The 25,066-nt window shown below is 66.2% G+C and carries 22 protein-coding genes; 6 read left to right on the forward strand and 16 right to left on the reverse strand.

Annotated features, from left to right (window positions below; genetic code table 11):
* The first annotated feature begins 76 nt into the window (after positions 1-76).
* The 3 genes from FHS28_RS18475 (at position 77) to FHS28_RS18485 (ending at position 3,583) form a co-directional block, all read left to right on the forward strand.
* Positions 77-1,027 (forward strand): fasciclin domain-containing protein, encoded by a 951-nt coding sequence (locus tag FHS28_RS18475; RefSeq protein ID WP_246410350.1) that lies wholly within the window; start codon positions 77-79, stop codon positions 1,025-1,027.
* Positions 1,028-1,141: 114 nt separating this feature from the next.
* Positions 1,142-1,714 carry a DUF2878 domain-containing protein gene (locus tag FHS28_RS18480; RefSeq protein ID WP_184295186.1) on the forward strand — a complete coding sequence of 191 codons (573 nt, stop codon included), beginning with the start codon at positions 1,142-1,144 and terminating at the stop codon, positions 1,712-1,714.
* Between the two features lie 387 nt (positions 1,715-2,101).
* Entirely contained in the window at positions 2,102-3,583 is a 1,482-nt protein-coding gene (locus tag FHS28_RS18485) for a SulP family inorganic anion transporter (protein ID WP_088454237.1), read from the forward strand.
* A 96-nt stretch (positions 3,584-3,679) separates the two neighbouring features.
* On the opposite strand, the gene FHS28_RS18490 is transcribed toward FHS28_RS18485, so the two are convergent.
* The 7 genes from FHS28_RS18490 to FHS28_RS18520 form a co-directional block, all read right to left on the reverse strand.
* A complete protein-coding gene (locus tag FHS28_RS18490) occupies positions 3,680-6,487 on the reverse strand; it encodes a TonB-dependent receptor domain-containing protein (RefSeq protein ID WP_246410351.1) in 2,808 nt (935 codons plus the stop codon).
* A gap of 307 nt (positions 6,488-6,794) precedes the next feature.
* The gene (locus FHS28_RS18495) at positions 6,795-7,457 is read right to left on the reverse strand and encodes a glutathione S-transferase (protein ID WP_088454235.1); all 663 of its coding nucleotides are present in this window, start codon (positions 7,455-7,457) and stop codon (positions 6,795-6,797) included.
* A gap of 94 nt (positions 7,458-7,551) precedes the next feature.
* The gene (locus FHS28_RS18500; protein ID WP_088454234.1) at positions 7,552-8,034 is read right to left on the reverse strand and encodes a GreA/GreB family elongation factor; all 483 of its coding nucleotides are present in this window, start codon (positions 8,032-8,034) and stop codon (positions 7,552-7,554) included.
* Positions 8,035-8,187: 153 nt separating this feature from the next.
* Entirely contained in the window at positions 8,188-8,358 is a 171-nt protein-coding gene (locus FHS28_RS18505; RefSeq protein ID WP_184295189.1) for a hypothetical protein, read from the reverse strand.
* A 137-nt stretch (positions 8,359-8,495) separates the two neighbouring features.
* Positions 8,496-11,075 carry a cation-translocating P-type ATPase gene (locus FHS28_RS18510; protein WP_088454233.1) on the reverse strand — a complete coding sequence of 860 codons (2,580 nt, stop codon included), beginning with the start codon at positions 11,073-11,075 and terminating at the stop codon, positions 8,496-8,498.
* A 128-nt stretch (positions 11,076-11,203) separates the two neighbouring features.
* Positions 11,204-11,569 carry a hypothetical protein gene (locus FHS28_RS18515; RefSeq protein ID WP_088454232.1) on the reverse strand — a complete coding sequence of 122 codons (366 nt, stop codon included), beginning with the start codon at positions 11,567-11,569 and terminating at the stop codon, positions 11,204-11,206.
* 69 nt (positions 11,570-11,638) lie between these two features.
* On the reverse strand, positions 11,639-12,757 hold the full coding sequence (locus FHS28_RS18520) for a PA0069 family radical SAM protein (protein WP_088454231.1): 1,119 nt from the start codon (positions 12,755-12,757) through the stop codon (positions 11,639-11,641).
* A gap of 294 nt (positions 12,758-13,051) precedes the next feature.
* On the opposite strand from FHS28_RS18520, the gene FHS28_RS18525 reads away from it, so the two are divergent.
* A complete protein-coding gene (locus FHS28_RS18525) occupies positions 13,052-13,504 on the forward strand; it encodes a hypothetical protein (RefSeq protein WP_088454230.1) in 453 nt (150 codons plus the stop codon).
* A 2-nt stretch (positions 13,505-13,506) separates the two neighbouring features.
* Here FHS28_RS18525 and fahA read toward each other — a convergent pair whose 3' ends face one another.
* The 5 genes from fahA to FHS28_RS18550 form a co-directional block, all read right to left on the reverse strand.
* Entirely contained in the window at positions 13,507-14,850 is a 1,344-nt protein-coding gene (fahA, locus tag FHS28_RS18530; protein ID WP_088454353.1) for a fumarylacetoacetase, read from the reverse strand.
* A gap of 2 nt (positions 14,851-14,852) precedes the next feature.
* Positions 14,853-16,217: a homogentisate 1,2-dioxygenase gene (gene hmgA, locus FHS28_RS18535; RefSeq protein ID WP_088454229.1), complete on the reverse strand. Its 1,365-nt coding sequence runs from the start codon at positions 16,215-16,217 to the stop codon at positions 14,853-14,855.
* Entirely contained in the window at positions 16,214-16,450 is a 237-nt protein-coding gene (locus FHS28_RS18540) for a DUF2783 domain-containing protein (protein WP_088454228.1), read from the reverse strand. Before FHS28_RS18540 ends, hmgA begins: the two co-directional genes overlap by 4 nt.
* Positions 16,441-18,501: an FAD-dependent oxidoreductase gene (locus FHS28_RS18545; protein WP_088454227.1), complete on the reverse strand. Its 2,061-nt coding sequence runs from the start codon at positions 18,499-18,501 to the stop codon at positions 16,441-16,443. The genes FHS28_RS18540 and FHS28_RS18545 overlap by 10 nt, the downstream gene beginning before the upstream one ends.
* 85 nt (positions 18,502-18,586) lie before the next feature.
* On the reverse strand, positions 18,587-19,540 hold the full coding sequence (locus FHS28_RS18550) for an MBL fold metallo-hydrolase (protein WP_088454226.1): 954 nt from the start codon (positions 19,538-19,540) through the stop codon (positions 18,587-18,589).
* 124 nt (positions 19,541-19,664) lie between these two features.
* Here FHS28_RS18550 and FHS28_RS18555 point away from each other — a divergent pair, with 124 nt between their 5' ends.
* Both FHS28_RS18555 and maiA read left to right on the forward strand, forming a co-directional pair.
* Entirely contained in the window at positions 19,665-20,573 is a 909-nt protein-coding gene (locus tag FHS28_RS18555) for an IclR family transcriptional regulator (RefSeq protein ID WP_246410354.1), read from the forward strand.
* On the forward strand, positions 20,567-21,208 hold the full coding sequence (gene maiA, locus FHS28_RS18560; protein WP_221194071.1) for a maleylacetoacetate isomerase: 642 nt from the start codon (positions 20,567-20,569) through the stop codon (positions 21,206-21,208). Before FHS28_RS18555 ends, maiA begins: the two co-directional genes overlap by 7 nt.
* 10 nt (positions 21,209-21,218) lie before the next feature.
* On the opposite strand, the gene FHS28_RS18565 is transcribed toward maiA, so the two are convergent.
* The 4 genes from FHS28_RS18565 to FHS28_RS18580 form a co-directional block, all read right to left on the reverse strand.
* On the reverse strand, positions 21,219-22,490 hold the full coding sequence (locus FHS28_RS18565) for a type II toxin-antitoxin system HipA family toxin (RefSeq protein ID WP_088454225.1): 1,272 nt from the start codon (positions 22,488-22,490) through the stop codon (positions 21,219-21,221).
* Positions 22,480-22,821 carry a helix-turn-helix domain-containing protein gene (locus FHS28_RS18570; RefSeq protein ID WP_088454224.1) on the reverse strand — a complete coding sequence of 114 codons (342 nt, stop codon included), beginning with the start codon at positions 22,819-22,821 and terminating at the stop codon, positions 22,480-22,482. Before FHS28_RS18570 ends, FHS28_RS18565 begins: the two co-directional genes overlap by 11 nt.
* Positions 22,822-22,893: 72 nt before the next feature.
* Positions 22,894-23,946 (reverse strand): PfkB family carbohydrate kinase, encoded by a 1,053-nt coding sequence (locus tag FHS28_RS18575; RefSeq protein WP_088454223.1) that lies wholly within the window; start codon positions 23,944-23,946, stop codon positions 22,894-22,896.
* Between the two features lie 151 nt (positions 23,947-24,097).
* Positions 24,098-25,027, reverse strand: a complete 930-nt coding sequence (locus FHS28_RS18580; RefSeq protein ID WP_088454222.1) for a helix-turn-helix domain-containing protein — start codon at positions 25,025-25,027, stop codon at positions 24,098-24,100.
* Positions 25,028-25,066: the final 39 nt, after the last annotated feature.

Below are 25,066 nucleotides of genomic sequence, written 5' to 3' on the forward strand. Positions count from 1 at the left end.
TCCACGTATGAAGCCAGCGATCCGGTGTCCGGATAGGCCGGGCCGGTCCCACCACTTCAACACAGGAGACTCCAGCATGTTGCGCTTGTTCAAATGGTTCCTCGGAGCCGCGGCCGTGTCGATGATGCTGACCGCATGCGGTGGCGATGACGACCACACCGACCCGACGATTGCGCAGGCGGCGCAGGACCGCGGCTTCACCGCGCTCGTCGCCGCCGCCAACAAGGCCGGCCTCACCTCGGCACTCTCGGACACATCGGCCTCGCTGACGGTGTTTGCTCCGACCAATGACGCCTTCACCAAACTGGCCACGCAGCTGGGCTTTGCCAGCGCCGATGCCATGGTGACCGCCCTGCCCGCCCCCACCCTCGCCAGCATCCTGCAATATCACGTGCTGGCCAGCAAGAAGGACGCAGCCGCGTTGACCGCCGGTGGCACCAGCCAGGCGACGCTCTACAAGCTCAATGGCAACACCGTCTCGCTGACGCTGAACTTCACCGGCGGCGTGAACATCCAGGATGCCGCGCTGACCACCGCCAAGGTGACCACCGCCGACGTGCCCGCCAGCAACGGCGTGATCCACGTGGTGGACAAGGTGCTGGTGCCTCCCGGCCTGCTGAACATCGTGCAGATGGCCCAGGTGAATCCGACCTTCTCCACCCTGGTGAGTGCAGTGGTCAGTGCCAACCTGCAGGGCACGCTGAGCGGCGCCGGTCCGTTCACCGTCTTCGCGCCGACCAATGACGCCTTTGCCGCCATTGCCTCGACCGTGAGCAGCCTGACCACCCAGCAGCTGACGAATGTGCTGACCTACCACGTGCTGCCGAGCCAGGTGCTGGCCGCCAACATTCCGTTCGGCACACCGGTGACGACGGTGCTGGGTCAGACCATCACCCTCAATGCCGGCACCCCGCCGACCATCACCGATTCCACCGCCACCGCCGCCAAGATCGTCGCTACCGACGTGCTGGCCAGCAATGGCGTGATCCATGTGGTGGACAAGGTGCTGATCCCCAATCCGCTGTAAGCCCCAGGGCGGCGTCTGGTGACGGGCGCCGCGGGATTCACAACAATGGCGGTGAGTCCTGCGGCTCTCCGCCATTGTTTTTGTTCAACCGTTTCATCACGCCGACAGCACCCCATGGCCCGACATCCCGCCCTGACCAAGATCGTGAGAGGTCTTGTTGAGTTCTGTCTGTTCCAGGGCGCCTGGTTCGCCTGCATCCTGAGCGCGGCCCATGGGCAGGTGGCCTGGGGTGTGCTGGCGGTGCTGGTGTGGGTGGCCATCAGCTGGGGGCTGAGCCCGCAGCGCTGGGTCGATGTGGTGCTGGCCGGTCAGGCCGTGCTGATGGGCCTGGTGTGGGACACCTGGATGCTGCGCGCCGGATGGGTGGACTATGCGTCCCCCGGTCCGGTGGCGATGTGGGCGCCGGTGTGGATCCTGGCCCTGTGGGCGCTGTTTGCGACGCTGGTCCGCGGCCCGCTGTCCTGGCTGCATGGGCGGCCTCTGCTGGCTGCGGTGATGGGAGCCGTGGGCGGCCCACTGTCGTATCTGGCGGCGGTGCGCCTGGGGGCGGGTCGGTTCCCGGACACTACGCAGTCGATGATCGTGCTGGCGGCGGGGTGGGCGGTGATGACGCCGATGCTGACGGAAATGGCGCGCTGGCTGCCCACTCGCAGGCAGAGCGACAAGCCGGTGGCGACGTTGCAATAAGGGCATGGCTTCGCTTGCCCGAACGGCGGAGACCGCCGGTTCATCGCAAGCGTCCAGACGATTGACTGCCTGGGCGTTCCCTTCGCGGCCAAGGGTGATCTCATGCCTCGTTAGAATGCTCAGATGCCGCGCGCCCTGCTTCCCCAACTTCGCCACTCGGTGCACTACCGAGGCGCTGCCCTGCCGCGCGGCTATTTCTGCTCAGTGACGCCTCCCTGACGTCGCCGAGGCGTTGCTGACTCGTGGCGCTGACGTGGCGCCGTGACTGGTGCGATGCCACCCGTGCTTTGTGGTTGACCGGCCAGGCGATGCCTGCGACGTTTCCTCCGCCCGCCCTCCCTCTCCTTCCTGCTGTCCGGTCGCGCCTCTGCGCGCCCGGCGTTGCCCATGTCATTCCAATCTCTGAAGACGGACTGGTTCTCCAATGTCCGCAACGATGTGCTGTCCGGTCTCGTGGTGGCCCTGGCCCTGATTCCGGAAGCGATTGCGTTCTCGATCATCGCGGGCGTGGACCCCAAGGTCGGCCTGTACGCGTCGTTCTCGATGGCCACGATCATTGCCTTTGCCGGGGGCCGCCCCGCGATGATCTCGGCCGCCACGGGCGCCATGGCGCTGGTGATCGCCTCGCTGGTGAAGGCGCATGGCCTGCAATACCTGCTGGCCGCCACCGTGCTCACCGGCCTGCTGCAAATGCTGGCCGGCTGGATGCGGCTCGGCGCCCTGATGCGCTTCGTCTCACGTTCGGTGGTGACGGGATTCGTCAATGCGCTGGCCCTGCTGATCTTCATGGCGCAGTTGCCGGAACTGACCCACGTGCCGGGCACCGTCTACCTCATGACCGCAGCCGGCCTGATCATCATCTACGGCCTGCCCTACCTGACGCGCGCCGTGCCCTCGCCGCTGGTCACCATCGTCGTGCTGACCGCTGTGTCCATGGCCCTCGGGCTGGACATCCGCAAGGTGGGCGACATGGGCGAGCTGCCCAGCAGCCTGCCCACCTTCCTGCTGCCGGATGTGCCGCTGAACTGGGAGACGCTGCGCATCATCCTGCCCTATTCGCTGACACTGATGGTGGTGGGCCTGCTGGAATCGCTGATGACGGCCACCATCGTGGACGACATGACCGACACCCGCAGCGACAAGAACCGCGAATGCGTCGGTCAGGGGATGGCCAATATCGCCACCGGATTCATCGGCGGCATGGCGGGCTGCGCCATGATCGGGCAGTCAGTGATCAACGTGAAGTCGGGCGGGCGGGGGCGGCTGTCCACGCTGATTGCGGGCGTGGTGCTGCTGGTGCTGGTGGTGTTCCTGGGAGACTGGGTGAAGCAGATCCCGATGGCGGCGCTGGTGGCGGTGATGATCATGGTGTCCATCGGCACCTTCCACTGGGCGTCGTTCCGCAATCTGCGCGAGCATCCGAAAAGCTCCAGCATCGTCATGCTGGCGACCGTGGCGGTCACGGTCTACACCCACGATCTGGCGCGGGGCGTGCTCACGGGCGTGCTGCTGTCCGGCTTCTTCTTTGCCCAGAAGATCTCACAGTTGCTGCTGATCGAGACCCGGTCGGAGGACGAGGGCCGGACGCAGGTCCATGAGATTGCGGGGCAGCTGTTCTTTGCCTCGGCTGAGCGCTTTGTCGCCGCCTTTGACTTCGACACCGCGCCCGACGTGGTGATCATCGACCTGACACGCGCGCACTTTTGGGACATCACCGCCGTGAGCGCCCTGGACAAGGTGGTGCTCAAGTGGCGCCGCAAGGGTGCGCGCGTCGAGGTGCGCGGGATGAATGAGGCCAGCGCCACCTTGGTGGACCGATTCGGCGTCCATGACAAAGCGGAAGCGGAGAGGATGCTGTCGGGGCATTGAGGCCCCTCCAGCGTTGCCCTTTGTCCGCCATGTCGACGACCCGGACTGGCGTTAGCGCTGATGCTGGCGCGGACGCCGACGCCGGCGCTGCGTCCGTCAGAACCGGTGTTCCAGCTCGATCCAGCCCTGTCGGCCGTACGGGAAGTAGTGCCCGACCGGGTAGAACGGCCAGGTGGCGGTCGGATCCTTGCGGATCTTGTTGAGCAGGTTGTTGATCGTCAGGCTCACCCGGGTGGCGGGGGTCACCTGCCACTGCGTACTGCCATTGAAGTTCCAGTAGGCGGGCAGGAAGCCTTCCTGGCTTTCATTGGCGATCTTGCCATTGCGCTCCGCCACCAGCGTGTGGGTCCAGGTGCCGGTCTTCCAGGTCAGGCTGGCATTGAACTTGTTGGGCCAGTCGCCGAAGTCGGTGGTCCCCACCTGGTTGTAGTTGCGGTCGCCGCTGGATTGCTGATAGCGGTAGTCACGGACCTCGGTGTACTTCATGTCCAGCGTCCAGCGGCCCCAGTCCTGCCAGCTCCAGCTGTAGCGGGCGCCCAGGTCGAAGCCCCAGGTGGATTCACGCGCGGCATTGATCGGATTGACCCGCACCAACGTCACTTCGCCGGGTCTCACCAGCGCAGTGTCCGGATTGCGCGTCACCCGGCTGATGGCGTCCACACACAGCGGCGATGCGGCGTCCAGTCCACCCAGCCGGCAATCGGCTTCATTGCGCAGCACCTGGTCGGCATCAAGATCGGTGACCAGGTCACTGATGCGGATCTTCCAGACGTCCAGCGAGGCGTCGAAGCTGCTGCTGGGTTGCCAGACGGCCCCCAGGCCCCAGGACCGGCCGCGCTCGGACTTCAGATCCGTCGAGCCGGTGCGAAGGAAGTTGAAACCCGGCGACTCGTCCGCGAAATCGCATTGCGCCAGCGGAATGCCGGCCTTCTGGCAGCGGTAGTAGTCAGTGGAAGAAGAGTAATAGCCGCGGGTCTGTGCGGCGAAGACGTAGTTCATGTCCGGCGCACGGAAGCTGGTGGCGTGCTGGGCGCGCAGCAGCAGCGAGTCGATGGGGCGGAACTGGAGGCCGGCGTTGTAGGTGGTGCTGCCGTCCTGGCGGCCACCGAATCGGTAGAGGTCATAGCGACCGGCCAGCGTCGCGGTCAGGCGTTGAGTGATGGGCGCATTCAGCTCGGCGCCCACGGCGAATCGATCGCGCGTGCCGCGGATGTCCGTGCCTTCGGTGGTGTTGTAGAACACGCCCGTGCCCAGGCGCGGATCGGTGACATTGCTGAATCCCTGCTTGCCCGCTTCCGCAATCACGGCCGCCCGCAGCGGTCCCGCCGGCAGCTGCAGCCACTCGCCGTTGGCACTGGCGCTCACCTGCTGATTCCAGCTGTTGTTGCGTCCGCGGCTCTGGCCCAACACGCTGTTGAATTCCGCCGTGGTCAACGGGGCGTACAGGCGCGCGGGGTCGGCAGCGAAGAGGGCGACGCCGTCGGCATCGGTGCCCAGTTGCGGCCCGAGCAGCAGCGACTCGACGCTGGCAAGCAGGCGCGGCGTGGTGGTCTTGTTCAGGTAGTAGGAACTGGAGGCGGCCACCTCGAAGGTCCAGGTGCCGGTGAGATCGCCACGGGCGCCGACGGTGACGTTGTGGGTCGCGTCCTGCCAGATGCGGTTGTAGCGGTCGATGTCACCGATTTCCTCGGGCGAAAAGCGGCGGCTCCAGGTCTCGAGCAACCCCGTGTTGGCATTGCGGAAGTAACCCGCGCCGGCCGCTTGCGAGGTCCAGCTCGGTCCGCGGGTGTTGTTCTCGGTGTGGGCCCAACCGAACTGACCTTCTGCAAACAGCTCGATGCCGTTGCCGAGGTCGTAGTACAACGCACCCGCAGCTTGCGCAGTCCGATTGCCGGTCTGAATGGTCCAGAAACTGGGAGACGTCTGACCGCTGCCGCAATACACGCCGGTGCGGGCACTGTAGGGCGTGGTGGAGCCCTGGAACAACCCCTTGCTGGCATCGCAGCCATCCAGCGGGGCAAGATAGCGGCCGGTGCTGGCGTCCTTGCGCCCGATCACGACGCCGGGCGCGGCGCCCTGCGCCGTGGTGGTGGACATGAAGTCGCGCTGGCGGCTCCAGATTGGCTGACGGGCGCTGAGCTCCAGCCCGAAAACGCCGCTGAGCCTGCCGGCCTCGAAGCCGCTGGTCACCTGGGCGCGCGCGTTCTCGCCGCCGCCACGCTGGGTGGCACCGGCGCGCAGGTTGACGGTGGTGCCGTCGACCTGCCGCTTCAGCACGATGTTGACAACGCCGGCGATGGCGTCCGAGCCATAGACGGCGGACGCGCCGCCGCTGAGCACTTCGATGCGGTCGATCAGCGCCGACGGAATGTTGGCGATGTTCACGAAGTTGACCGAGCCGTTGTAGGGGCTGGGGTAGTCCGCGACACGTCGTCCATTGACGAGCACCAGGGTGTGATTGGGACCGAGGCCGCGCAGGCTGATCGCATTGGCGGCCGGCGTGAAGGTGTTGCCGAAGTCCTCGCCCTGGGTGAAGCCGGTGTTTTCGGTGAGGCTGGAGAGCGCATCAGCCACGTTGCGATAGCCGCGGCGGTCCAGGTCTTCCCCCTTGAGCACGGTGACCGGGCTGGGGCCTTCGGAGCCGATGCGGGAGATGCGCGACCCGGTGACGGTGACGGTGGACAGCGTGCGTTCGGCGGTGGGCGGTGCGCCATCGGGTGCGCTGGCCGCGCGGGCTGGAGTGGCGGCGGAGGCAGCGGTGGCCGGGGCTGCGGGTGTCGTCGCAGGCGGTGCCGTGGGCGCGCTGGGCACTGCGGTTTGGGCCCAGGTCAGCGAGGGTGTCAGGCAGGCGAGCAGAGCGGCCAGCGCGCTTGCACGAAGCGCGAAGTCAACGGTCGGATTCAAGAGCATTCCTTTGGTGCGAAACGACTGCGCTCACAGGGGCGCGGCCGATTGAAATTCCCGAGGCATGCGGTGCGTATGCCAGGAGCGTCGCACTCTAGAAATCCGTGTCCTTCCGGTGAAAGAACCGTTTCTGATTTATATATCGGCTGGATGCAGAAGGCCGTGGGGACGGGGCTTGCGGATGCAATCAGGCGTCAAGGGTTGGCGCGGGCACAACAGTGCGCGGCGCCATTCGCACATGCCGGCCTTTGGACCATGGGTCAAGGTCGTTTGCGAAGGCCGCTGGCCGGAAAGCGCAACCGGCCGGTTAGTCCATGCATGGGAAGAGACGCACCCCATCGGCCGGCAACTTGTGCATGCAGGCATTGAACAGCGGATGAATCAGCCACGCCTTGAGCCAGGCATGCAGGGACGGCAGATGCAGAGCGTCGAACCATTCAGGATCGACCGCAGCAAACTGGCGGATGAACGGGAACACGGCCCAGTCCGTCGCGCAGGGTTGCTCCCCGCCCAGGAAGGGTGTCAGGCTCAATCGCGCATCCATCGGTTGGAGCAGCACTTCGACCGCGCGGTCCCGGTGTGCCTCCGGTGCGAGGGTCTCCGCGGGATATCGCTGCGGGTATTTCCAGCGGTCCAGATGCCGCTTGAATTCACCGTCATTGCGTGCCAGCAGGTCCAGGTTCTCTGGTGATTGCGCGCGCGACCAGCGGCCCTCGGCATCGCTGCCCGACAAGGCCCAGCGCATGATGTCCCAGCTTTCTTCGATCACCCTGCCACCCGGGAGATGCAGGACGGGCACCGTGGCTTTGGGTGAGAGCGCCAGCAGGCTGGCCGGTTTGTCCCGCAGGCTGACCTCTAACGCTTCAAACTCGCACCGGGCCTCAAGCAATGCCATGCGGGCGCGCATGGCGTAAGGGCAGCGGCGGAAGGTGTAGAGACGGGGCAGCTGCGGCTCTGGCAGAGGGATCATGGCGGAGTGCGGTGGCGGCGTTGATGACGTTGGCGGCGTTGCGGTCACGGTCAGGATCTCGACGGCAAACTTTTTGGCAGGCGCTGGGCCGGCTCTACTCGACGGACAGCACTTCGAATTGCTGACGCGTGGCGGCGATCTGAAGTGACACCTCGTCGCCTTCCGCTTTGCCCAGCATGGCACGGCACAGCGGCGCCTCACTGCTGACGACCTGCACAAGCAGCCCGTCGCTGGTCACCTGCATGCTTCCGCCGTCGGGACCGATGAACAGGCGCTGCTGCTTGTCGTCCACATCGATCAGAGTGACCAGGGCCCCGACCTGGATGCCTTTGCCAGCGTCGTAAACGCCTGGCCGGAATTGCCGCCACCGGCTGATCGCTTGACGAATGGCCTCGGCCCGACGCGCCTGGCCAGTGGCCAGATAGGCGGCTTCCAGACCCAACGTGTCGTACTTGTTCTCGGCGATGTTCTCTTCGTGCGTCGCCGTCTCATGCGCCACGCGCGCGGCCGTCTCCACCCGAAGCAGATCTTCAGCGAGCCGGTCCAGCACCTGTTGCTGAAGCGAGTGTTTGTCCATGAGGGCGAGAGGCGACGGCAGAACGGAAGGGAATCCGATTATCCCGCCCACTCGGTGCCCATCCGCGCGCGGGCCTTCAGAGGCCAACCGCCACAGGCACTTATCGCGCAGGCACCTCTTTCGGATCAGCGGCCTCCAGCATCCGCTTCACCGTCATTCCGCCACGATCCGCTGCGTGCCATCCCGTAGTTCATCCGCGATGAGTGTGTGCCTGAACTGAACGACCGCGCCTTTAAAATCGTCCTTCCTGCACAGCAGGAAGGCGCCATAGTTTCCATACAGCCACGCCGTTTGCGGTTCGTAGGCAATCTGCTGCTGGTACATGACCTTCGTCGAAGCGCTTCCACTTTTCGTAGAACTTAATGAGACCGGAGAATGCCGACACCATGGCTTTGGCAGAAGAACGTCTGTTGACCGTCGTTCATCACCGCCACGGCCCGGCTGCCGCACCAGCTTTGGCATCACGACGATGAGGATTCAGCGCGCTTGCGACCTTGCAGCCGAGCGACCACTGCCTTGCACCAGGCCCAGGCGGTGAAGGCCAGCACAGCGGCGCACATCATCAGCGACGCCGACGGCGCGGTGAACTTGAACAAAACGGCGATCGACGGAACGCCGAGCGCGAGCACCAGCAACGCAGCGGTGCCAACGACGATCCACCGGAACGCGGCATTGATCGTCCGCGGCTCGTTGCCGGAGGAGGACGAGGCCGCGGCCCACGACCGGTTGGCCTGGATCAATCCCAGGTTGCCCAGCACCAGAGCGGTGAATGCAACCGTGCGTCCTGCATCCGTGTCGTCGCTCAGATGCTGCCCCAGCAGATATCCGGTGAGCACGGCCAGGAGCAGCCCGAGGCCTTGGAGCAGCCCCAGCCGGACGAGCGCCGCGTCAAACAAGCGGGCTTCCGGGCGCCTGGGCGGTTGTTGCATCGCCCCGGGCTCCAGCGCCTCGGCCTCAAAGACCACGGAGCACGCCGGATCGATGACAAGCTGCAGGAACAGGATGTGTGCCGGCATCAGGATCAGCGGCCAGCCCATCAGGAGCGGTGCGACGGCCAGGCCAATGATGGGCAGATGCGCCGCCACCAGGAAGGTGATGGCCTTGCGCAGATTGGCGAACACCCGCCGTCCATAGCGGATGGTGGTGACGAGGGAGGCAAAGTCATCATTGAGCAGCACCAGGTCCGCCGCTTCCCGGGCCACGTCGGTGCCACGTCCACCCATGGCCACGCCGATGTCGGCGGCCTTGAGCGCGGGGGCATCGTTCACGCCGTCACCGGTCATGGCCACCACATCCCCGCGTGCGCGCAAGGCCTGCACCAGACGCAGCTTCTGCTCGGGCCGCACGCGGCAGAACACCTGCGTGTGGGGGAGTCGGTCGGCCAGCGCTGTCTCATCCAGCGCTTCCAGTTCCGCGCCGGTGAGAAGTCCGCCCTCGACATTCAACCCGGCCTGTTTGGCGATGGCCACCGCCGTGGCCGGATGGTCCCCGGTGATCATGGCCACCCGGATGCCTGCAGCGCGACATTCCGCAATGGCTGCCGGCACGTCGGCCCGCACGGGATCCTCCAGCGCGATCAGTCCGACAAACTCGAAATCGAAGTCATGCTGCAGGGGCGGCAGCGACTCGGCAGTGAACACGGCGCGTGCCACGCCCAGCACGCGCAAGCCATCGGCGGCCAGTGCGGCCACCTGAGTGGCGATCTCCCGGCGCTGCAAGGCCGGCAGGTGGCACAAATCCACAATGGCCTCGGGCGCACCCTTGGCCGCCACCAGCAATCCGCGCTGATCCGGCGAACACCAGACCCGCGACATCGCCAGCAACTCGCGCGAGAGCGGGTAGTCGGACACCAGCGTCCAGTCGCCATGAAGATGTTCCGAGCCCTGCAGCCAGTCCTGGCCGGCGGTGCTGATGGCGGCCTCCATCGGATCAAACGCGCGGCGGTGGCTGGACAACACGGCGTACTCCAGCACGGGATGAAAGGCATGCGCCATCGCAGCGATGGGCTGCGCGCCCAGTTCGAAGCCTGCCCCCGCCACCCACAGGCGGCGCACCTCCATCTGGTTGCGGGTCAGCGTGCCGGTTTTATCGACGCAGAGAACCGTTGTGGCGCCGAGCAGCTCCACCGCAGGGATTCGCCGGGTGAGCACCCTTTCGCGAGACAGGCGCCAGGCGCCGAGGCCCAGGAAGATGGTCAGCACCACCGGCAGCTCTTCCGGCAGCAAGGCCATCGCCAGCGTGAGGCCCGCCAGCAGCCCCGCCAACCAGTCGCCGCGGCTCAGGCCCCAGCCCAGTGCCAGCAACAAGGCGACCACCCCGCCGGCCAGCGCCACGCCCCGGACGATCTGTGCGGTTTCCCGCTGAATGGGCGTCTCGTCCATGGCGACGCTGGCGAGGGATGCGCCGATCCTGCCCAGCGCACTGCGGGGGCCTGTAGCGACGACGCGGCCTTGCGCCGTGCCCTGGGTGATGAGTGTTCCGGAGAAGCAGAGGGATTGGGGCGTGGCGGTGGTGGCGGTGGGGGCAGTGGCGCGATGGCTGTCCGTTGGGCCCGTGTCTGGGCGGGCCTGCTTCATGACCGGCTGGGATTCGCCCGTCAGCAAAGACTCGTCCACGGTGACGTAGGTGGCCGCCAGCAGCTCGACATCCGCTGGCACCCGGTCTCCCTCCGCCAGCAGGACCACGTCACCCACCACCAGGCTCCTGGACGGGACACGCACCGCTTCACCGTCTCGCAAGGCCAAGGCGCGCGGGCTCGACAGGTCGCGCAAAGCATCCAGTGCGGCCTGGCTGCGGCGCTTCTGCGCGAAGGTCATCACGATGACCACCGCGACGAAGCCCAGCAGCATCAAGGCGTCCTGGCGGTCACCGAGGATCAGGTAGAGGGCGCCACAAGCCACGAGCAGCAGAAACATCGGCTCTCGCACGACCTCCGCCAAGAGCTGAAACGCACCGGACCGGGAGGGTGCGGGAAGCTCGTTCGGGCCATCGCGCCGCAGCCGTGATTCGGCTTCCCGGGTGCTCAGTCCAGGGGCAGTCATCGTGATTCGGTCCGAAGTGCCGACGGCTCGATGATCGCACCCGCGCGACGGTCTTTCGGTCCCAACGCTCACACGCACTACCTCCTGGAGCGTTTGGCTTGATCCTTTGGGCTTTGAGAACAGCGCCGTCAAGTGCCAGTGACGCCCGCCTCGCTGGGCTTTGATGCCGACTGCGCACTCTTTTCCATGGCGATGGCTGCGATCTCCCTGCCGATGGGGCCCGGCACATCGGCCGTCCTCGTGCGCATCACCTCTGATGCATGGGCGCCAGCCGCCATCTGACCGGTCGTCCGAATCACCACGGTCGCCTTCGCGAGGCGTGCACCATCACCCGTTGTCAATTGGCCATCCTGCGCGATGACTGCAATGCCATGCAGCACTTTCACCTCATTGAAAAATTGCTCTGCGGCATGAGATGCATGGTCCGCAGCGCGCTGCGGCTCGGCTGCCAGTGACACGGAGTGGCCCTCGTACCCGCAGGTCCAGCAGCGCATCGAGTCGAGTGCACGGGCGCAAGCGCAACCTGGCGCCTCCGGCCAGAGCGGTATCGCCGCCCGCCCCCTTTAGAACAGCGACTGCTGCCCCTCCTGCACCGCCGGCGCCCGGAACTGGCTGAAATCCAGCTCATGTCGTTGCCGTCCCAGGCCGAAGCGCTCACAGGCCTTGCGCATGCGTTGATGCATCAGGTCGGCCCAGATGCCTTCGCCTTTCATGCGGGTGCCAAATCGTGCGTCGTTGTCTTTGCCGCCGCGCATGTCCCTCAGCCGCGCCATGATGCGCGCCGCTTTGGCCGGCTGGTGCTGCTGCAGCCAGTCCTGGAACAGCGGATTCACTTCCCAAGGCAGTCGCAGTGGAATGCTGAATGCACGCTGTGCGCCTGCGTCGGCAGCGGCCTCAAGGATGCGTTCCAGTTCCGGCTCATTGAGGAACGGAATCAGGGGCGACACACTCACACCCACCGGCACGCCCGCTTCCGCCAAGGCACGAATGGTCTGCAATCGCCGATGCGGTGCCGCGGCCCGCGGTTCGAGCGTCCGCGCCAGCTCCGAATCCAGTGTCGTGACAGACACATATACCGAGACTTGGTGGCGCTGCGCCATCGGTGCCAGCAGGTCCAGGTCGCGTTCCACGCCGCTGGACTTGGTCACCAGCGAAAACGGATGCTGCGCCTCGGCCAGCACTTCAATGATCTGGCGTGTGATGCCCAGCTTGCGCTCAATCGGCTGATAGGCATCGGTGGCGGTGCCAATGCACAGGTAAGACGGCTGATAGCTGGGTGACGCCAGGGTCTCCCGCAGACGCTGCGCCGCATTCACCTTCGCGACCAGCCGCGTCTCGAAGTCCAGGCCAGGGGACAGATTCAGATAGCTGTGAGTCGGCCGCGCAAAGCAGTAGATGCAGCCATGTTCGCAACCGCGGTAGGGATTGATGGAGTAGTCGAAACCAATGTCCGGCGACTGGTTGGAACTGAGGATCTTCTTCGCATGCTCTTCCATCACCTCGGTGCGAGGCGGCAGATGCTCCACGTCTGCTTCCTGATCCAGCGTGCCCCAACCGTCGTCATATTGCTCGCGCGCCTCGCGCTCGAACCGGTGCGCAATGGCCCAGGCGCTGCCCCGCCCCTTGAGGGCATCGGGCTGCAGGTACAACTCTGGCGCGGCGATCTGGGTGGGGCTCGACATACTGTTAATCTATCCAGTATTTGGATCGATTTCCAGTGTCCGATCTCCCAGTGCGGTCATCGCGGCGGTGATGCGTCACGGGTGCGTGAGGGCTGCCGCAGGAATCCCCCGTTCCAATTTCACGTTGCATGCGGTTACAGCATCGTTTAGAGGACGATCCCGATAGGCGGCCGCACGCCGCCCCGCTACATTGCCTTCGCTTACAGCGTAAGCTGCCGGGAAGCATCGCTCCCCGGGGCCGCCGTCAACGGCCAATCAACAAAAACGCGAACTGTCGTATCGGGAGTGGTGAGGATGAGTCAGGTGCAAGCGTGGGTCGCCGTCGCCGGTCTGGTGGCCGGTGTGGGGCTGGGCGTGGCGGGTGCCAGCTGGCATTGGGTCCGCAAGCTCAATACGGTGCAGCGCCTCAGTGACCATCTCGCCGCCTCTCGCAATCTGCTGGACCAGCAGAACACCCAGGCTCGCCGCCAGGTGGAGCAATTGCAGACCGAGCTGGCAGAGCTGCGTCTGTTTGCCGAGCGCGCCCGCCGCAAGCTGACGCAGTTGGCCGAACAGGCCGCAGCCACCCCGGCAGGGGCCACGGCGCCCGCAGCTCCAGCACCGCCCGCACAGCCGCGCGCCAGTGCGCAGGAAGTGGCGCAGATGCTCACCCGCAACGACCAGCGCCGTCAGCCGGCCATCGCCCGCGCCGATCAGGAAGACGCAGGCTTCGAGCCGACCCAGGTGGATCCGCCCGATCCCTTGTGAGTTCAGGCCGCGCTGGCGGCCGGCAGCACGGTGCCCACGCAGGGTCCGAAGCCAATCCGCCGACGCCCGGGTGCTTCGCAAAAGCCGACCAGGGCCACGCTGTCCCCGTCCTGCAGGAAGGTGCGCTGCTCACCGCTGGGCAGGGTCAGCGCCTGTTTGCCGCCTTGGGTCAGTTCCAGCAGCGAGCCGCCCTGATCCGGACCCGGCCCCGACTGCGTGCCTGAGCCGAAGAGATCTCCCGGCTGCAGGTTGCAGCCGTTGCTGGTGTGATGGGTCAGCATCTGCGCGAAGGTCCAGTAGCAATCGGCGAAGTCCGACCGCATCAGACGATGCGGCGCGGCACCCGTCTCACGCATGCGCGCGGTCTGCAGATGCACTTCCAGCTGGATACTCACCGCACCGCTTGCCAGGTGCGTCTCCCCTTGCAGGTACGGCAGCGGCTGCGGATCGCCCTCGGGACGTTGGAACGCACGGCGGAACGGCGCCAGCGCCTCCATCGTGACCACCCACGGCGAAATCGTCGTTGCGAAGCTCTTGGAGAGAAACGGCCCCAGCGGCTGGTATTCCCAGGCCTGAATGTCCCGCGCGGACCAGTCGTTCAGCAGCACCAGCCCAAAGAGCTGGTCTTCCGCCTCGTCGATACCGACCGGCTCTCCCAGCGCATTGCCACGCCCCACCAGCGCGCCCACTTCCAGTTCATAGTCCAGCCGCTTGCACGGGCCGAAGCTGGGCGCTTCTGCATCCGGCGCCTTGCTCTGCCCCATCGGGCGACGGAATTGCTGACCACTCACCCCGATCGATGAAGCCCGTCCGTGATATCCAATCGGCACCCACTGGTAATTGGGCAGCAGCGGGTTGTCTGGACGGAACAGCTTGCCGACGGCCGTGGCGTGATGGATGCCGGCATAGAAGTCGGTGTAGTCGCCGATGCGGCAAGGCAGCGTGAATTGGAGCGACGACTGCGGCACCAGCGCTCCTGCCAGCTTGCCAGGCCATTCGGCATCGGCGCGCTCGTCCAGCACCGCGACCAGCGCATGTCGGCACTCACGACGAAGTGCCGATCCGGCGGCCATCAGTGGATTCAGGCCCTGCCCCTCGCAGGCGCGGAGCACGTCCGTCAGTGCCGCGGAGAACACACCCAGGTCGGCCGCCAGGATGAGGTCCAGCGCCTGGTCACCCACCGCGGTGAAGGGCCGGAAGGCCCCGGTGCTGCCCGCCACGCGGGCCATGCCCAGCGGCAGGTTCTGCAGGGGAAACTCGGTGCTCTCCTCGTTGGCGCCCGCCACCCAGCTGCGCAGCGCCGGGTCGTGGGTGTGGTCGATGGAAAGGGAACTCAGCGAAGTCATCATCAGCCCTTGAATTGATCCTGAAGGCCTGCCCAGCAGGCGGCGTATTGCGTGTCCAGCGCCCCGCCCTGCATCGCATAGCGGGTGGGACGGAATCTCCAGCGGCTCTCGAACATGAAAGCCAGCGTGTGGTCGAGCTTCTGCGGCGCCAGCGTTCGGGTGCTGGCGGCGCTGAAGGCGTCGGTGTCGGGGCCATGCGGCACATGGCTGTTGTGCAGGCTGGCACCGCCGGGGCGGAAGCCTTCCGGCTTGGCATCGTACTGGCCGTAGATGAGGCCCATGAATTCGCTCATCACGTTGCGGTGGTACCAGGGCGGACGGAAGGTGTCCTCCTGCACCAGCCAGCGCGGCGGGAAGATGACAAAGTCGCAGTTGGCCGTGCCGGCGGTGTCGCTCGGCGAGGTGAGCACGGTGAAGATGGACGGATCCGGATGGTCGAAGCTGATGGAGCCGATGGTCATGAAGTGCGCCGTGTCGTACTTCATCGGCGTCAGGTTGCCATGCCAGGCCACGACATTGAAGGGCGTCACGTCCTGACGGTTGTGCCAGAACTCACCGCCCAGCTTGCGGATCACTTCATACGATTGCTGCGGCTCGTGGGCCGCGACCGGCGCGAGGAAGTCGCGCGGATTGGCCAGGCCGTTGCTGCCGATGGGGCCCAGCTCCGGCAGGCGGAACGGGGCGCCGTAGTTTTCGCAGATGTAGCCGCGCGCCTGCGCCTCGTGCAATTCAACGCGGAAGGTGACGCCGCGCGGGATCAAGGCGATCTCGCCGGGGACCACGTCCATCAGCCCCATCTCGGTCACCAGCCGCAAGCCGCCTTGCTGCGGCACGATGAGCATTTCGCCATCGGCATTCATCAGCGCGCGTTGCTGCATGGAGCGGTTGCACAGGTAGATGAGCGAGGCCATGCCGGTCTGCGCGTCCGGGTCCCCGTTGGCGACGAGGGTGCGGATGCCCTCGACAAAATCCCATGGCTGGTCGCCCTCGGGCATGGGGAACGGATGCCAGCGCAGCGGGTCCGGCGGCACGGCGACACCGCCGGCAGCGCCGCTGGTCCACAGCGGCGCCTCGAAGGGCTGGAACGGACTCGTGACGACCGACGGCTGACGGCGGTAGAGCCAGGTGCGTCGGTTTTCCACCCGCGGGGCAGTGAAGGCGGAGCCGGACAGCAGCTCCGGATAAAGATCCATCGGCGCGCGCTGCGGGCTGTTGCGGCCTTTGGGCAGCGCGCCGGGGATGGCTTCAGTCTCGAACTGGTTGCCGAAGCCGCTTTGGTAGCGCAGCGTGTTGGGCGAGCCGCTGTGGGCGGCATTGGCCGCCTCGTCGGTCGGACTGAGGCGTTCAGAGGTCTGGGGAGCGTTCATGGCAGTCCCTGAGGTGAAGTCGTGGAGGACGGGGGAGACGTTGAGGACGTTGAGGCGGCCGCAGCCAGCGCGGCGATCAGCACGTCATGCCGGCCAATATGGTTGGCCAGCAGCAGCACCAACCGTGCGTTGAAGGCGTGGCTGTCGGCGTCGCTGAGGCCCTGGTGGGCGTTCAACAAGGCTTGATAGAAATCGTCGGGCGCTTCGAGGTGCGCCGTGGTGATCAGTGGCATACGGGCTCCTGATCGCTGTGCGGTGCCGGTTGAGCAACGGCGTGGAGCGCGCCTGTGGCACGCAGGACGGCGCTGCGGATCTCGACCGGACGCAGGTGCCGCCACCGCGCGCACAGATGCTGATCAGGACGCAGCATCAGCACCGTACCCGGGCGTGCATCGCAGCGGCTGTGCACGAGACCTTCGACGTCGTAAAGCATGCGGACCGCGAAGTCATCCGCGCCAGCGATAGCGCCTGGCAACGTCATGGCAGGCGGGGTCCGCGTGATGAAGAGAATCGTCGGTGCCGGCAGTCCTTCAAACGCCAGGCGGATCGAGTCCAGGAGATGCCTGTGGTGAACATGGAGTCCGATGGCTCCGGGCAGCGCCTCATCCGGTCCCGCGCCGGGGACCGCATCGAGAAACAGCAGCACGCTGAATCGCCCGGTGCGCAAATGGCTGAGCAGCCACGTACCCGCACCCACATCCGCACTCGCACCGACACTCGCTCTCGCACTGACACTCGCGGCCGCCCTCGCCACCGCGTCGGGATTGTGTCCGGCGCCATCTGATGGCTCAAAAACTTCTGCGAGTGAGGCAACCGGCGCGTCCACCATCGGCGCGCCCAGTGCCAAAGCCCCTTCAAACGCATCCCCATCGGGCGTGCTGAGGGACGAGCCCGTCAGCGTCGTCGGCAGGGAGAGGCGCCCGCTGTTCACCAGCTTCCGCGCGAACTCATGCTGCTTCGCCAGATCCAGCACGGCCGTGCGGAAGAGCCGGCTCACCGCACTCTTCGGTGTGATGAAGTCGGTGGAGCGTGTGGAGTGACGGATGTTGTCGTCCGCGGCCACTTCGCGCTCCCTGGCGTAGGTGTCCAGCAGCGCCTCACCCGCATGGCCCTGAACGACCCAGGCCAGCTTCCAGGCCAGGTTCTCCGCATCCTGGATCCCGGAGTTGGCCCCCCGCGCCCCGAAGGGCGACACGCCGTGCGCCGCATCGCCCGCAAAGATCACGCGTCCGTGGCGGAAGCGCTCCATCCGCAGGCAGGCGAAGGTGTAGACCGACGCCCACACCAGCTCCATCTCTGGAATGGCGCCGTCACCGCCCGCGGCTCGTGACGCCTGCGCCATCAGTGCCTGCACCCGCGGCAGGATGTTCTCGGGTCGCTTCTCCTGTTCCGGATCGGCGTCCCAGCCCAGCTGGAAGTCGATGCGCCAGACGCCTTCGGGTTGCCGATGCAGCAAGACGCTCTGGCCGGGATGGAAAGGCGGGTCAAACCAGAACCAGCGCTCCGCGGGGAATGGTGCGCGCATGCGTACATCGGCGATCAGGAATCGGTCCTTGAAGCGGCGGCCTTGCGTGTCCAGGCCCAGCAGGCGCCGCAGGGTGGAGCGTGAACCGTCACAGGCGATCACGTGGTCCGCTTCGAGCACATACTCGCCCTCCGGCGTGCGCACCGTCAGCGTGGCGGGGCTGCCCGGGTGGCCGTTCTCACCCCCCTCCCCCTGCGTCAGACCGACCACGGCGTGATGCCAGCGCAGGTCCAGCATCGGCAGCTGCGCGGCACGCGCCACCAGATGCGCTTCCAGATCATGCTGCGAGAGATTGATGAAGGCCGGACGGCGATGGCCCGCCTCCGGCAGCAGGTCGAACTGGTAGACCTGCTCATCCCGGAAGAACACCCGGCCAACATGCCAGGACACGCCCTGGGCGACGATCGGCTCGCCGCAGCCGAGACGGTCGAAGATGTCCAGCGTGCGCTTGGCAAAACACAGGGCGCGCGAGCCCACCGACAGCCGGCCGTCGTCATTGAGCAGCACAACGGGCACCTGTTGCAGCGCCAGGTCGATCGCCAGCGCCAGGCCCACCGGACCGGCGCCGACCACCACCACCGGCTTGCGTCGCGGCGTTGCGGCGTCCTGGTCGGGATGGCGGCGGTAGCCGAAGTCTGCTGCAGTCGCACAGGTGGATGCAGTGGCACCGGCGTCAGCGCCAGCGCCCTCGCGCGCCTCAGCGAGACCGGCCGCCTTCGCGACGCCGGTGTTCACTGCACGGGTGGGATGCACGGTCATGCCCGGTCTCCTCGTTCAACGCCGGCCAGAGGGTGCGGACTCGAGTCCATCGTCTGTGAGGCCTCCCCGTTCGGCGCTGGCGCTGTCAGCCTTCCAGCGCCTTCCACATCTCGATGTCGCGCTCGGCGGTCCAGATGCGGGGATGCGGATGGGCGGTCACCTCGTCATAGCAGCGGGTGACGTCAAAGGGCATGCAGTGGTCAAAGATGACCCAATGGCCGTACTTCGACTTCATCGATGCATAGGTGTCGCGATACACGGCGGTGAGGTCCTTGCCGGCGGCCACACCGGCTTTCACGGCGCTGTGCAGATCGGCAATGAATGCACGGGTACCGGAGAGGCCCTGGGCCACCGCATGCGGCGTCGTCAGCGCGGCGCCACGGCCGGGTACAAGCGCCACCGGATCGAGCGCCGCCAGGCGGTCCAGCGTCTGCGGCCAGTCACCAAAGTAGGCATCACCGGCATAGGGCGTGGCGTCGAATTCCACCAGGTCTCCGCTGAAGAGAATCTTCTGCTGGGGCAGCCAGGCGACGGTGTCGCCCTTGGTGTGCCCGCGCCCGAGTTGCAGCAGCTGGACCTCCAGCGTGCCGAGCCAGACGCTCATCGCGCCCTGGAAGGTGAGGGTCGGCCAGGTGAGCCCGGCAGGCACCGACTCAACATTGCGGAAGAGGCGCGGGAAGCGGCCGATCTCGCTCGCCTTGTCCTGCTCGCCGCGTTCGACGATCAGGTCATAGGTATCGCGGCTGGCGATGATGTGCCGCGGCGCGTAGGCCGAGGCCCCCAGCACCCGCACCGCGTGATAGTGGCTCAGCACCACGTATTCGATCGGTTTGTCCGTCACCTCGCGGATGCGGCGGATCACGTCCTGCGCCATGGCGGGGGTGGCTTGCGTGTCGATGACCATCACCGACTCGTCCCCAATGATCACGCCGGTGTTGGGGTCGCCTTCCGCGGTATAGGCGTAGGCGTTGTCGCTGAGTTTGACGAACGACACCCGCTTCTCTTCCAGGTCGGCGTGGCTGGCGAACTGCTTGCTCATCAAGGGGTCTCCATTCATCTTAAGACAACGCATTACATAATGGCGAATATAGCCCACGGCGGCAAATCTATTCAACAATGTTGAAAACAGGGCCTCTGGATCCGCGTCCCGGATCCCGCATCGAATGAACATGGAAGATCAGACCGACGACCGCGGCGATGACCGCCGCGGCATCCAGAGCATCGAAGTGGGCGGCCGGCTGCTGAAAGCCGCCGCCGCGCAGGGGCATCCGTTGCCGCTCAAGACCTTGTCCCAGGCGGCCGAGATGAGCCCGGCCAAGGCGCATCCCTACCTGGTGAGCTTCTGCAAGCTGGGGTTGATGAGCCAGGACCCGGTCACCGGCTATTACGGCCTCGGCCCGCTGGCGATGGAGATGGGGCTGATCGGCATCCAGCAGGTGGACCCGATCCGGCTGGCGACGGCTCAGCTGGACACCTTGGCGACGGACCTCGGCCACACCGTCGCGATTGCGGTCTGGGGCTCTCACGGCGCCACCATCGTGCGCACGGCAGCCTCCCCGGCACCGATCCACGTGACCATGCGGCACGGCACCGTCGTGTCGCTGTGGAACACCGCATCCGGGCCACTGTTCGCGGCGTACCGGCCGGAAGATGAAGTGCGCGCCCTGTGGGCCGATTTCCAGCGGCTGGGGGACATGGACCTCACCCGACGCGCGGGCAGCCGCGCAGCGGGCGCGGGCAGCGCCGCTGCCGGCACGTCTGCCACCGGGGGGACGTCTGCACCGGCCCCCGCCGCCGCCGCGTCGAATCCCGCGCCGACCTGGGACCAGTTCGTGGCGCTGATGGCGGAGGTGCGCGCACGCGGGATGCATCGATCGGTCAACAGCATCGTTGAAGGCGTCAGTGCCCTGGCGGTGCCGGTCTTTGACAGTGACGGTTCGTTGGCGCTGGCGCTGACGGCCATCGGGCCGTCCGGCGCCTTTGATGCGTCCTGGGAGGGCGACATTGCCACACGCCTGCGCGCCGCCGCGCAGGACCTCATGCGCCAGATGGGCGGGAGAACACCATGCTGACCTTGCACACCTACTTCCGCAGTTCCGCCGCCTACCGGGTGCGCATTGCGCTGAACCTCAAGGGGCTGAGTTATGAGAGTGTCCCGGTGCATCTGGTGCGGGACGGCGGGCAGCATCACCAGGCGGCGTTCAAGGCGCTGAATCCGGCCGCGCTGCTGCCGGTGCTGGAGACCGAGGGCCATGTGCTCACGCAATCGCTCAGCATCCTGGAGTACCTGGAGGAGCGGTATCCGCAGCCGTCATTGCTGCCCGGAACGCCGGAGGAACGAGCCTTCATCCGCAGCCTGGCGATGGATGTGGCCTGCGAGATCCATCCGGTCAACAACCTTCGCGTGCAGCAGCACCTCAGCGCCACATTCGTTGCGACAGACGCGCAGCGGCGGGACTGGGTGCAGCATTGGGTGCGGCTGGGATTCGCAGCCATTGAGCAGCGGCTGCAGGGGCACTCCGCTGATTTCTGCGTGGGCGATCAAGCCACGCTGGCGGATGTGGTGCTGATTCCCCAGGTGTTCAATGCGCTGCGATTCGGGGTGACGCTGGAGGCGTATCCGCGCATTGAGCGGGTGTGGAATCACTGCACGCGGTTGCCGGCATTCGAGGCGGCATCACCGGCCCGGCAGGCGGATGCCGAGTAAAGGCCGGGGCTCAGCGCAGCGGCTCAAAACAAGGCGCCAGCAGCGCGATCGCCGCCTGCGGGACCGCCTTTTGCGCCAGACAATCCTTCCAATGGGCAAGGACTTTGCACTGAACATCGTGGAACAGCGCCTTTGCGTCCTCGTGAGCAAGTCCGAACGCTGACGCGCTGCTGAGGATGTTCTGCACCGTCGTCTCCGCGCCGTCCTCACCGATGTTCATCGCCTGGTAGCGACGTCGGGTGGCATGAAGGCGCGGCACCATGTCGAAGGCCGGCGATAGGCGAAAACCGGCATTCTCCTCACTGGCAAGAAATCCGTGATTGCGGTCATGGTCGTCCGTGTTGGAGATGCAGCAGTTGAACACCATTCGGCGGAACAGCTCCACCCGATCCGCCGCGGGGCGGCTGCTCCACAACCGAAGATGACCGGCAAGTCGGGCGTACGAGCTTGAATAACTGTAGTCATCCAATCCATCGGACTGGAAGAGCGTCCGAGCGCTGGCATAAGCCTCACGGCACCATCCCCCAGCGGCGTGGGGGCTCCGGTCAAACCGCTTGACCAGCAGAATGTGCGCGGCGGGTGTGTCGCACGCCCCCGCCACAGTCTCGATGACGGCCTCTGCTGCTGTAATTCCGACGGAGCGAGCCAGGTCCAGCATCGCTGCCTCGACGAGTGGGAGCGACAGCCGGGGATCGTCATGCCGCGTCGGGAACTTGGCGAGCCACTGGGTCCGTTCGTCCGCCACCGTCAATTTTGGACGTGCGCCACCCAGCGCGGTGTTGACTTTCACTTTCTCGGCCAAACCTTCTGGAATGGAGCGCCCGGCTTCGAGGCCGTTGATGACCGTCCATGCATCCTGCAGCCAGGCGCGGGGCGCGGGGTCCGGAAGTTGGGGCGGCTCAGTCGCGCTGGTGCTGAAGCACAAATGCCCCACGCGATCTTCCTGCGAGTGCAGCAGATAACCAATGGGGAAACGCTGTGCGCCAAAGCGCCTGTCAATCACATAGCGGCCCCAATCGTCGGGGCATGCATCTGCAATGACACCGAACACGCCCTGCCGACTGCCGCCGGCCAGTTCAAACCGCTGCTCACGCAGCGGCAACGCCACCGGGTCAATGGGCAGGTTGAACGGCTGGCGCAGATAGGAGCGGCCATACACGAACGTGCCCACGGCGACACCTGCGGCGGACATCGAATGATCGAAGGCGCCACACAGAGTGGGATGCGCATCTCCGGGCAGAAACACCCAGACAAACACCCGATCCGATGCATCAGAAGTCATTGTCGAGCTTCCGTTGCACCCGCACGCGCTTGGTTTGCGCGTTGAGTTCCAGTGCCAGACCGTCGCGATCCAGACCCGGATCCGCGATCAGCTCGACCTCCCGGTCCAGGCCCAGAGCCCAGAGCACCTGCAGGTAGGTGCCCAGACCCGTGGTCAGCTTGCCGTTTTCGACGGCCTCAACCGCAGTGCGGCTCAGGCCGGATCTGGACCCCAGATCTTCCCGCCGCCATTTGCGACGGATGCGCGCCGCACGAACACGTCGACCGAGTTCCGCTGCGCGACGGATCACAGGTTCTGGAACCAACGGAATCGGAGCAGCTGAACCTTTCATAGAAGGCAATATAGCACTTAATGCCTTCCATGGAAGGCGTGAGCGACTCGAGCCATCGACGACCGGAGGGACTCACCGCATCCCGGTGCCCAGCGCCGGCCGCTCCGCCGCCCAGCGGTGGGCCGCCTCCCAGTCCGGCGGCACACAGCCCTGTTCCTGCACACACAGGCTGGCGCTGGCCAGCGCGTGTCGCAGCGCCTGCTCGCAGGTCGCGGCGGGCAGCGAGGCCAGAACATCCACAAACCGCGCGCCCTGGCCGTGGCTGCCCGGCACCTGCCGCAGCAAAAAGGCCAGCAGCCCCGCCAGGAAGCTGTCGCCAGCGCCAACGGTATCCACCACGTCCAGCGGCGCCGCTTCCTTCGCATAACAGGTCGCGCCGCTGCGCTGCATCAGCCAGGCCCCGCCCGCCCCCACCGTCAACGCCAGCAGCTCACAGCCCGGATGCTGCGCCATCAGGCCTCGGGCCTGATCCAGCACATCGGTGCCGCGCACGCCCAGGTGCGTCAGGTCTTCATCGCTCACCTTGATGACATGCGCCAGCGACAACGCCGCATGCACCGCCGCACGGTAGGACGGCAGGTCCGGCATGACCGACGGACGCAGATTGGCATCCACCACCACGCAGCGTCCCGCCTGGCGCTGCGCTTCCAGCCACGGCAGATAGACGGCGGTGTCCCGCGCATCCAGCGCCAGCGCGCCGCTGCAGACGATCTGCAGGTGCGGCAGGTCGGCACATGCCGCGGTGAGGCCCTGCGCCGTGACGGCACGGTCCGCCACGCCGTCCCGGTAGAACGCATAGTCCGGATGCCCCTGGGCATCGAGGTTGACCACCGCCAGCGAAGTGACCTGTTGCACCGCCTCCGGCACCGCCAAATGCACCCCGTCGGCCACCAGCTGGGCCTTCAGTTCCCGTCCGAAGCGGTCGCGGGACAGCGGGTTCAGATACTCGAGGCCCACCCCCTGGCGCGACAGCGCACGGCTCAGGTTGTAGAGGGCACCGCCCAGGCAAGGCAGATAGCTGCCGTCGTCGCGGCGGATCAGGTCGATCAGGGCCTCGCCGGCAACCGCGACCTGGATGTCGGCGCGAGTGCGTGCAGCAGCGGGCTCGGTGTGATGTGAAGTCATGTCGGGGCGAGCGGGGAACGGGGTTGTCGCGCGGGTAGGTAGCGGATTGGCAGCGGGTTGGCGGGGATAAGTACGCAAGTGAATATGCGGGTGACGGCACAGTTGATCGTACAAATGGCGGTCAGGGCGCAGTCCGTGATGAGCGCGGTGATCAACGCCCGCCAAACCGACCGGCCGCCTGCCTGCGGTACTCGGTGGGCGTCATGCCCTTGATGTCCAGGAAGCGGCGGTTGAAGTTGGCCATGTTGTTGAAGCCCACCTCGTAGGCGATGTGGGTGATGTAGCGCTCCGACTCCTGCAGCAGCTGACAGGCCCGGTTCACCCGGATCAGGTTGACGAAGTCGGTGAAGGTGTTGCCGGTGGCGCGGCGGAAGAAGCGCGAGAAGCGGCTCTCGGTCATGCCCAGCTCCCGCGCCAGGTCCGACGCGGAGACCGGCGCCGCCAGGTTGTCGGTAATGCGGCTGACCACCGCATTGATCTGCGCCAGTTGCGTGTCGCTGTCTTCGCTTTGCAATTGCGCGCTGGAGAGCAGCCGGAAATCGGTGCAGCGGGCCAGCTCGCTCATCCAGTCGCAGAAGGCCGCAAACCGCGCCAGACCCTGGCTGGCCTTGATGCGATGCCAGTGCTCCTCAGCCTTGTCCTGCATGCCGAAGAATTCAATGCCGTGACGCGCACGCTCCAGCAGCGGCAGGATCTCCCGCAGTTCGGCGATGCCCTCCGCCGCGGTGGCCAGGGGCTGATGCGGAAACTGCACCACCAGATCCCGCTGCGGATACCCCGACTCGGGCACGTCCATGCTGATCCAGTTGTGCGGCAGGCGGGGACCGGTGAGCACCAGCTGTCCAGGCTGAAACTGCCCGATCCAGTCGCCGACGAACACCTTGCCGGACGACGCGGTGATCAGGTGCAGCTCGTATTCATCGTGATAGTGCCAGCGGGCCAGCGGCGTCGGAAAGCCGTGGGAGAGGCATCGGATGAAGCCGGCAGTTTCCGGCGGCTCGTAGCCCAGCTCGGGCGAACGCGAAAACGCATGCTCGAGCTCGGGCTTGGTCTGGCGCGGCAAGGCATGAAGCGAGGACATGTGGGCTCCTGGCGAGGTGGCAAAGGCGTTGAGCGGTGG

The organism is Roseateles terrae (genome assembly GCF_014192155.1).
Lineage (GTDB): Bacteria > Pseudomonadota > Gammaproteobacteria > Burkholderiales > Burkholderiaceae_C > Roseateles > Roseateles terrae.

Bases quoted from the DNA above. Each gene is read 5' to 3' on its own strand.
- FHS28_RS18475 (WP_246410350.1), top strand. From the start codon at position 77: ATGTTGCGCTTGTTCAAATGGTTCCTCGGAGCCGCGGCCGTGTCGATG.
- FHS28_RS18480 (WP_184295186.1), top strand. From the start codon at position 1,142: ATGGCCCGACATCCCGCCCTGACCAAGATCGTGAGAGGTCTTGTTGAG.
- FHS28_RS18485 (WP_088454237.1), top strand. From the start codon at position 2,102: ATGTCATTCCAATCTCTGAAGACGGACTGGTTCTCCAATGTCCGCAAC.
- FHS28_RS18495 (WP_088454235.1), bottom strand. From the start codon at position 7,457: ATGATCCCTCTGCCAGAGCCGCAGCTGCCCCGTCTCTACACCTTCCGC.
- FHS28_RS18500 (WP_088454234.1), bottom strand. From the start codon at position 8,034: ATGGACAAACACTCGCTTCAGCAACAGGTGCTGGACCGGCTCGCTGAA.
- FHS28_RS18505 (WP_184295189.1), bottom strand. From the start codon at position 8,358: ATGTACCAGCAGCAGATTGCCTACGAACCGCAAACGGCGTGGCTGTAT.
- FHS28_RS18510 (WP_088454233.1), bottom strand. From the start codon at position 11,075: ATGACTGCCCCTGGACTGAGCACCCGGGAAGCCGAATCACGGCTGCGG.
- FHS28_RS18515 (WP_088454232.1), bottom strand. From the start codon at position 11,569: ATGCGCTGCTGGACCTGCGGGTACGAGGGCCACTCCGTGTCACTGGCA.
- FHS28_RS18520 (WP_088454231.1), bottom strand. From the start codon at position 12,757: ATGTCGAGCCCCACCCAGATCGCCGCGCCAGAGTTGTACCTGCAGCCC.
- FHS28_RS18525 (WP_088454230.1), top strand. From the start codon at position 13,052: ATGAGTCAGGTGCAAGCGTGGGTCGCCGTCGCCGGTCTGGTGGCCGGT.
- fahA (WP_088454353.1), bottom strand. From the start codon at position 14,850: ATGACTTCGCTGAGTTCCCTTTCCATCGACCACACCCACGACCCGGCG.
- hmgA (WP_088454229.1), bottom strand. From the start codon at position 16,217: ATGAACGCTCCCCAGACCTCTGAACGCCTCAGTCCGACCGACGAGGCG.
- FHS28_RS18540 (WP_088454228.1), bottom strand. From the start codon at position 16,450: ATGCCACTGATCACCACGGCGCACCTCGAAGCGCCCGACGATTTCTAT.
- FHS28_RS18545 (WP_088454227.1), bottom strand. From the start codon at position 18,501: ATGACCGTGCATCCCACCCGTGCAGTGAACACCGGCGTCGCGAAGGCG.
- FHS28_RS18550 (WP_088454226.1), bottom strand. From the start codon at position 19,540: ATGAGCAAGCAGTTCGCCAGCCACGCCGACCTGGAAGAGAAGCGGGTG.
- FHS28_RS18555 (WP_246410354.1), top strand. From the start codon at position 19,665: ATGAACATGGAAGATCAGACCGACGACCGCGGCGATGACCGCCGCGGC.
- maiA (WP_221194071.1), top strand. From the start codon at position 20,567: ATGCTGACCTTGCACACCTACTTCCGCAGTTCCGCCGCCTACCGGGTG.
- FHS28_RS18565 (WP_088454225.1), bottom strand. From the start codon at position 22,490: ATGACTTCTGATGCATCGGATCGGGTGTTTGTCTGGGTGTTTCTGCCC.
- FHS28_RS18570 (WP_088454224.1), bottom strand. From the start codon at position 22,821: ATGAAAGGTTCAGCTGCTCCGATTCCGTTGGTTCCAGAACCTGTGATC.
- FHS28_RS18575 (WP_088454223.1), bottom strand. From the start codon at position 23,946: ATGACTTCACATCACACCGAGCCCGCTGCTGCACGCACTCGCGCCGAC.
- FHS28_RS18580 (WP_088454222.1), bottom strand. From the start codon at position 25,027: ATGTCCTCGCTTCATGCCTTGCCGCGCCAGACCAAGCCCGAGCTCGAG.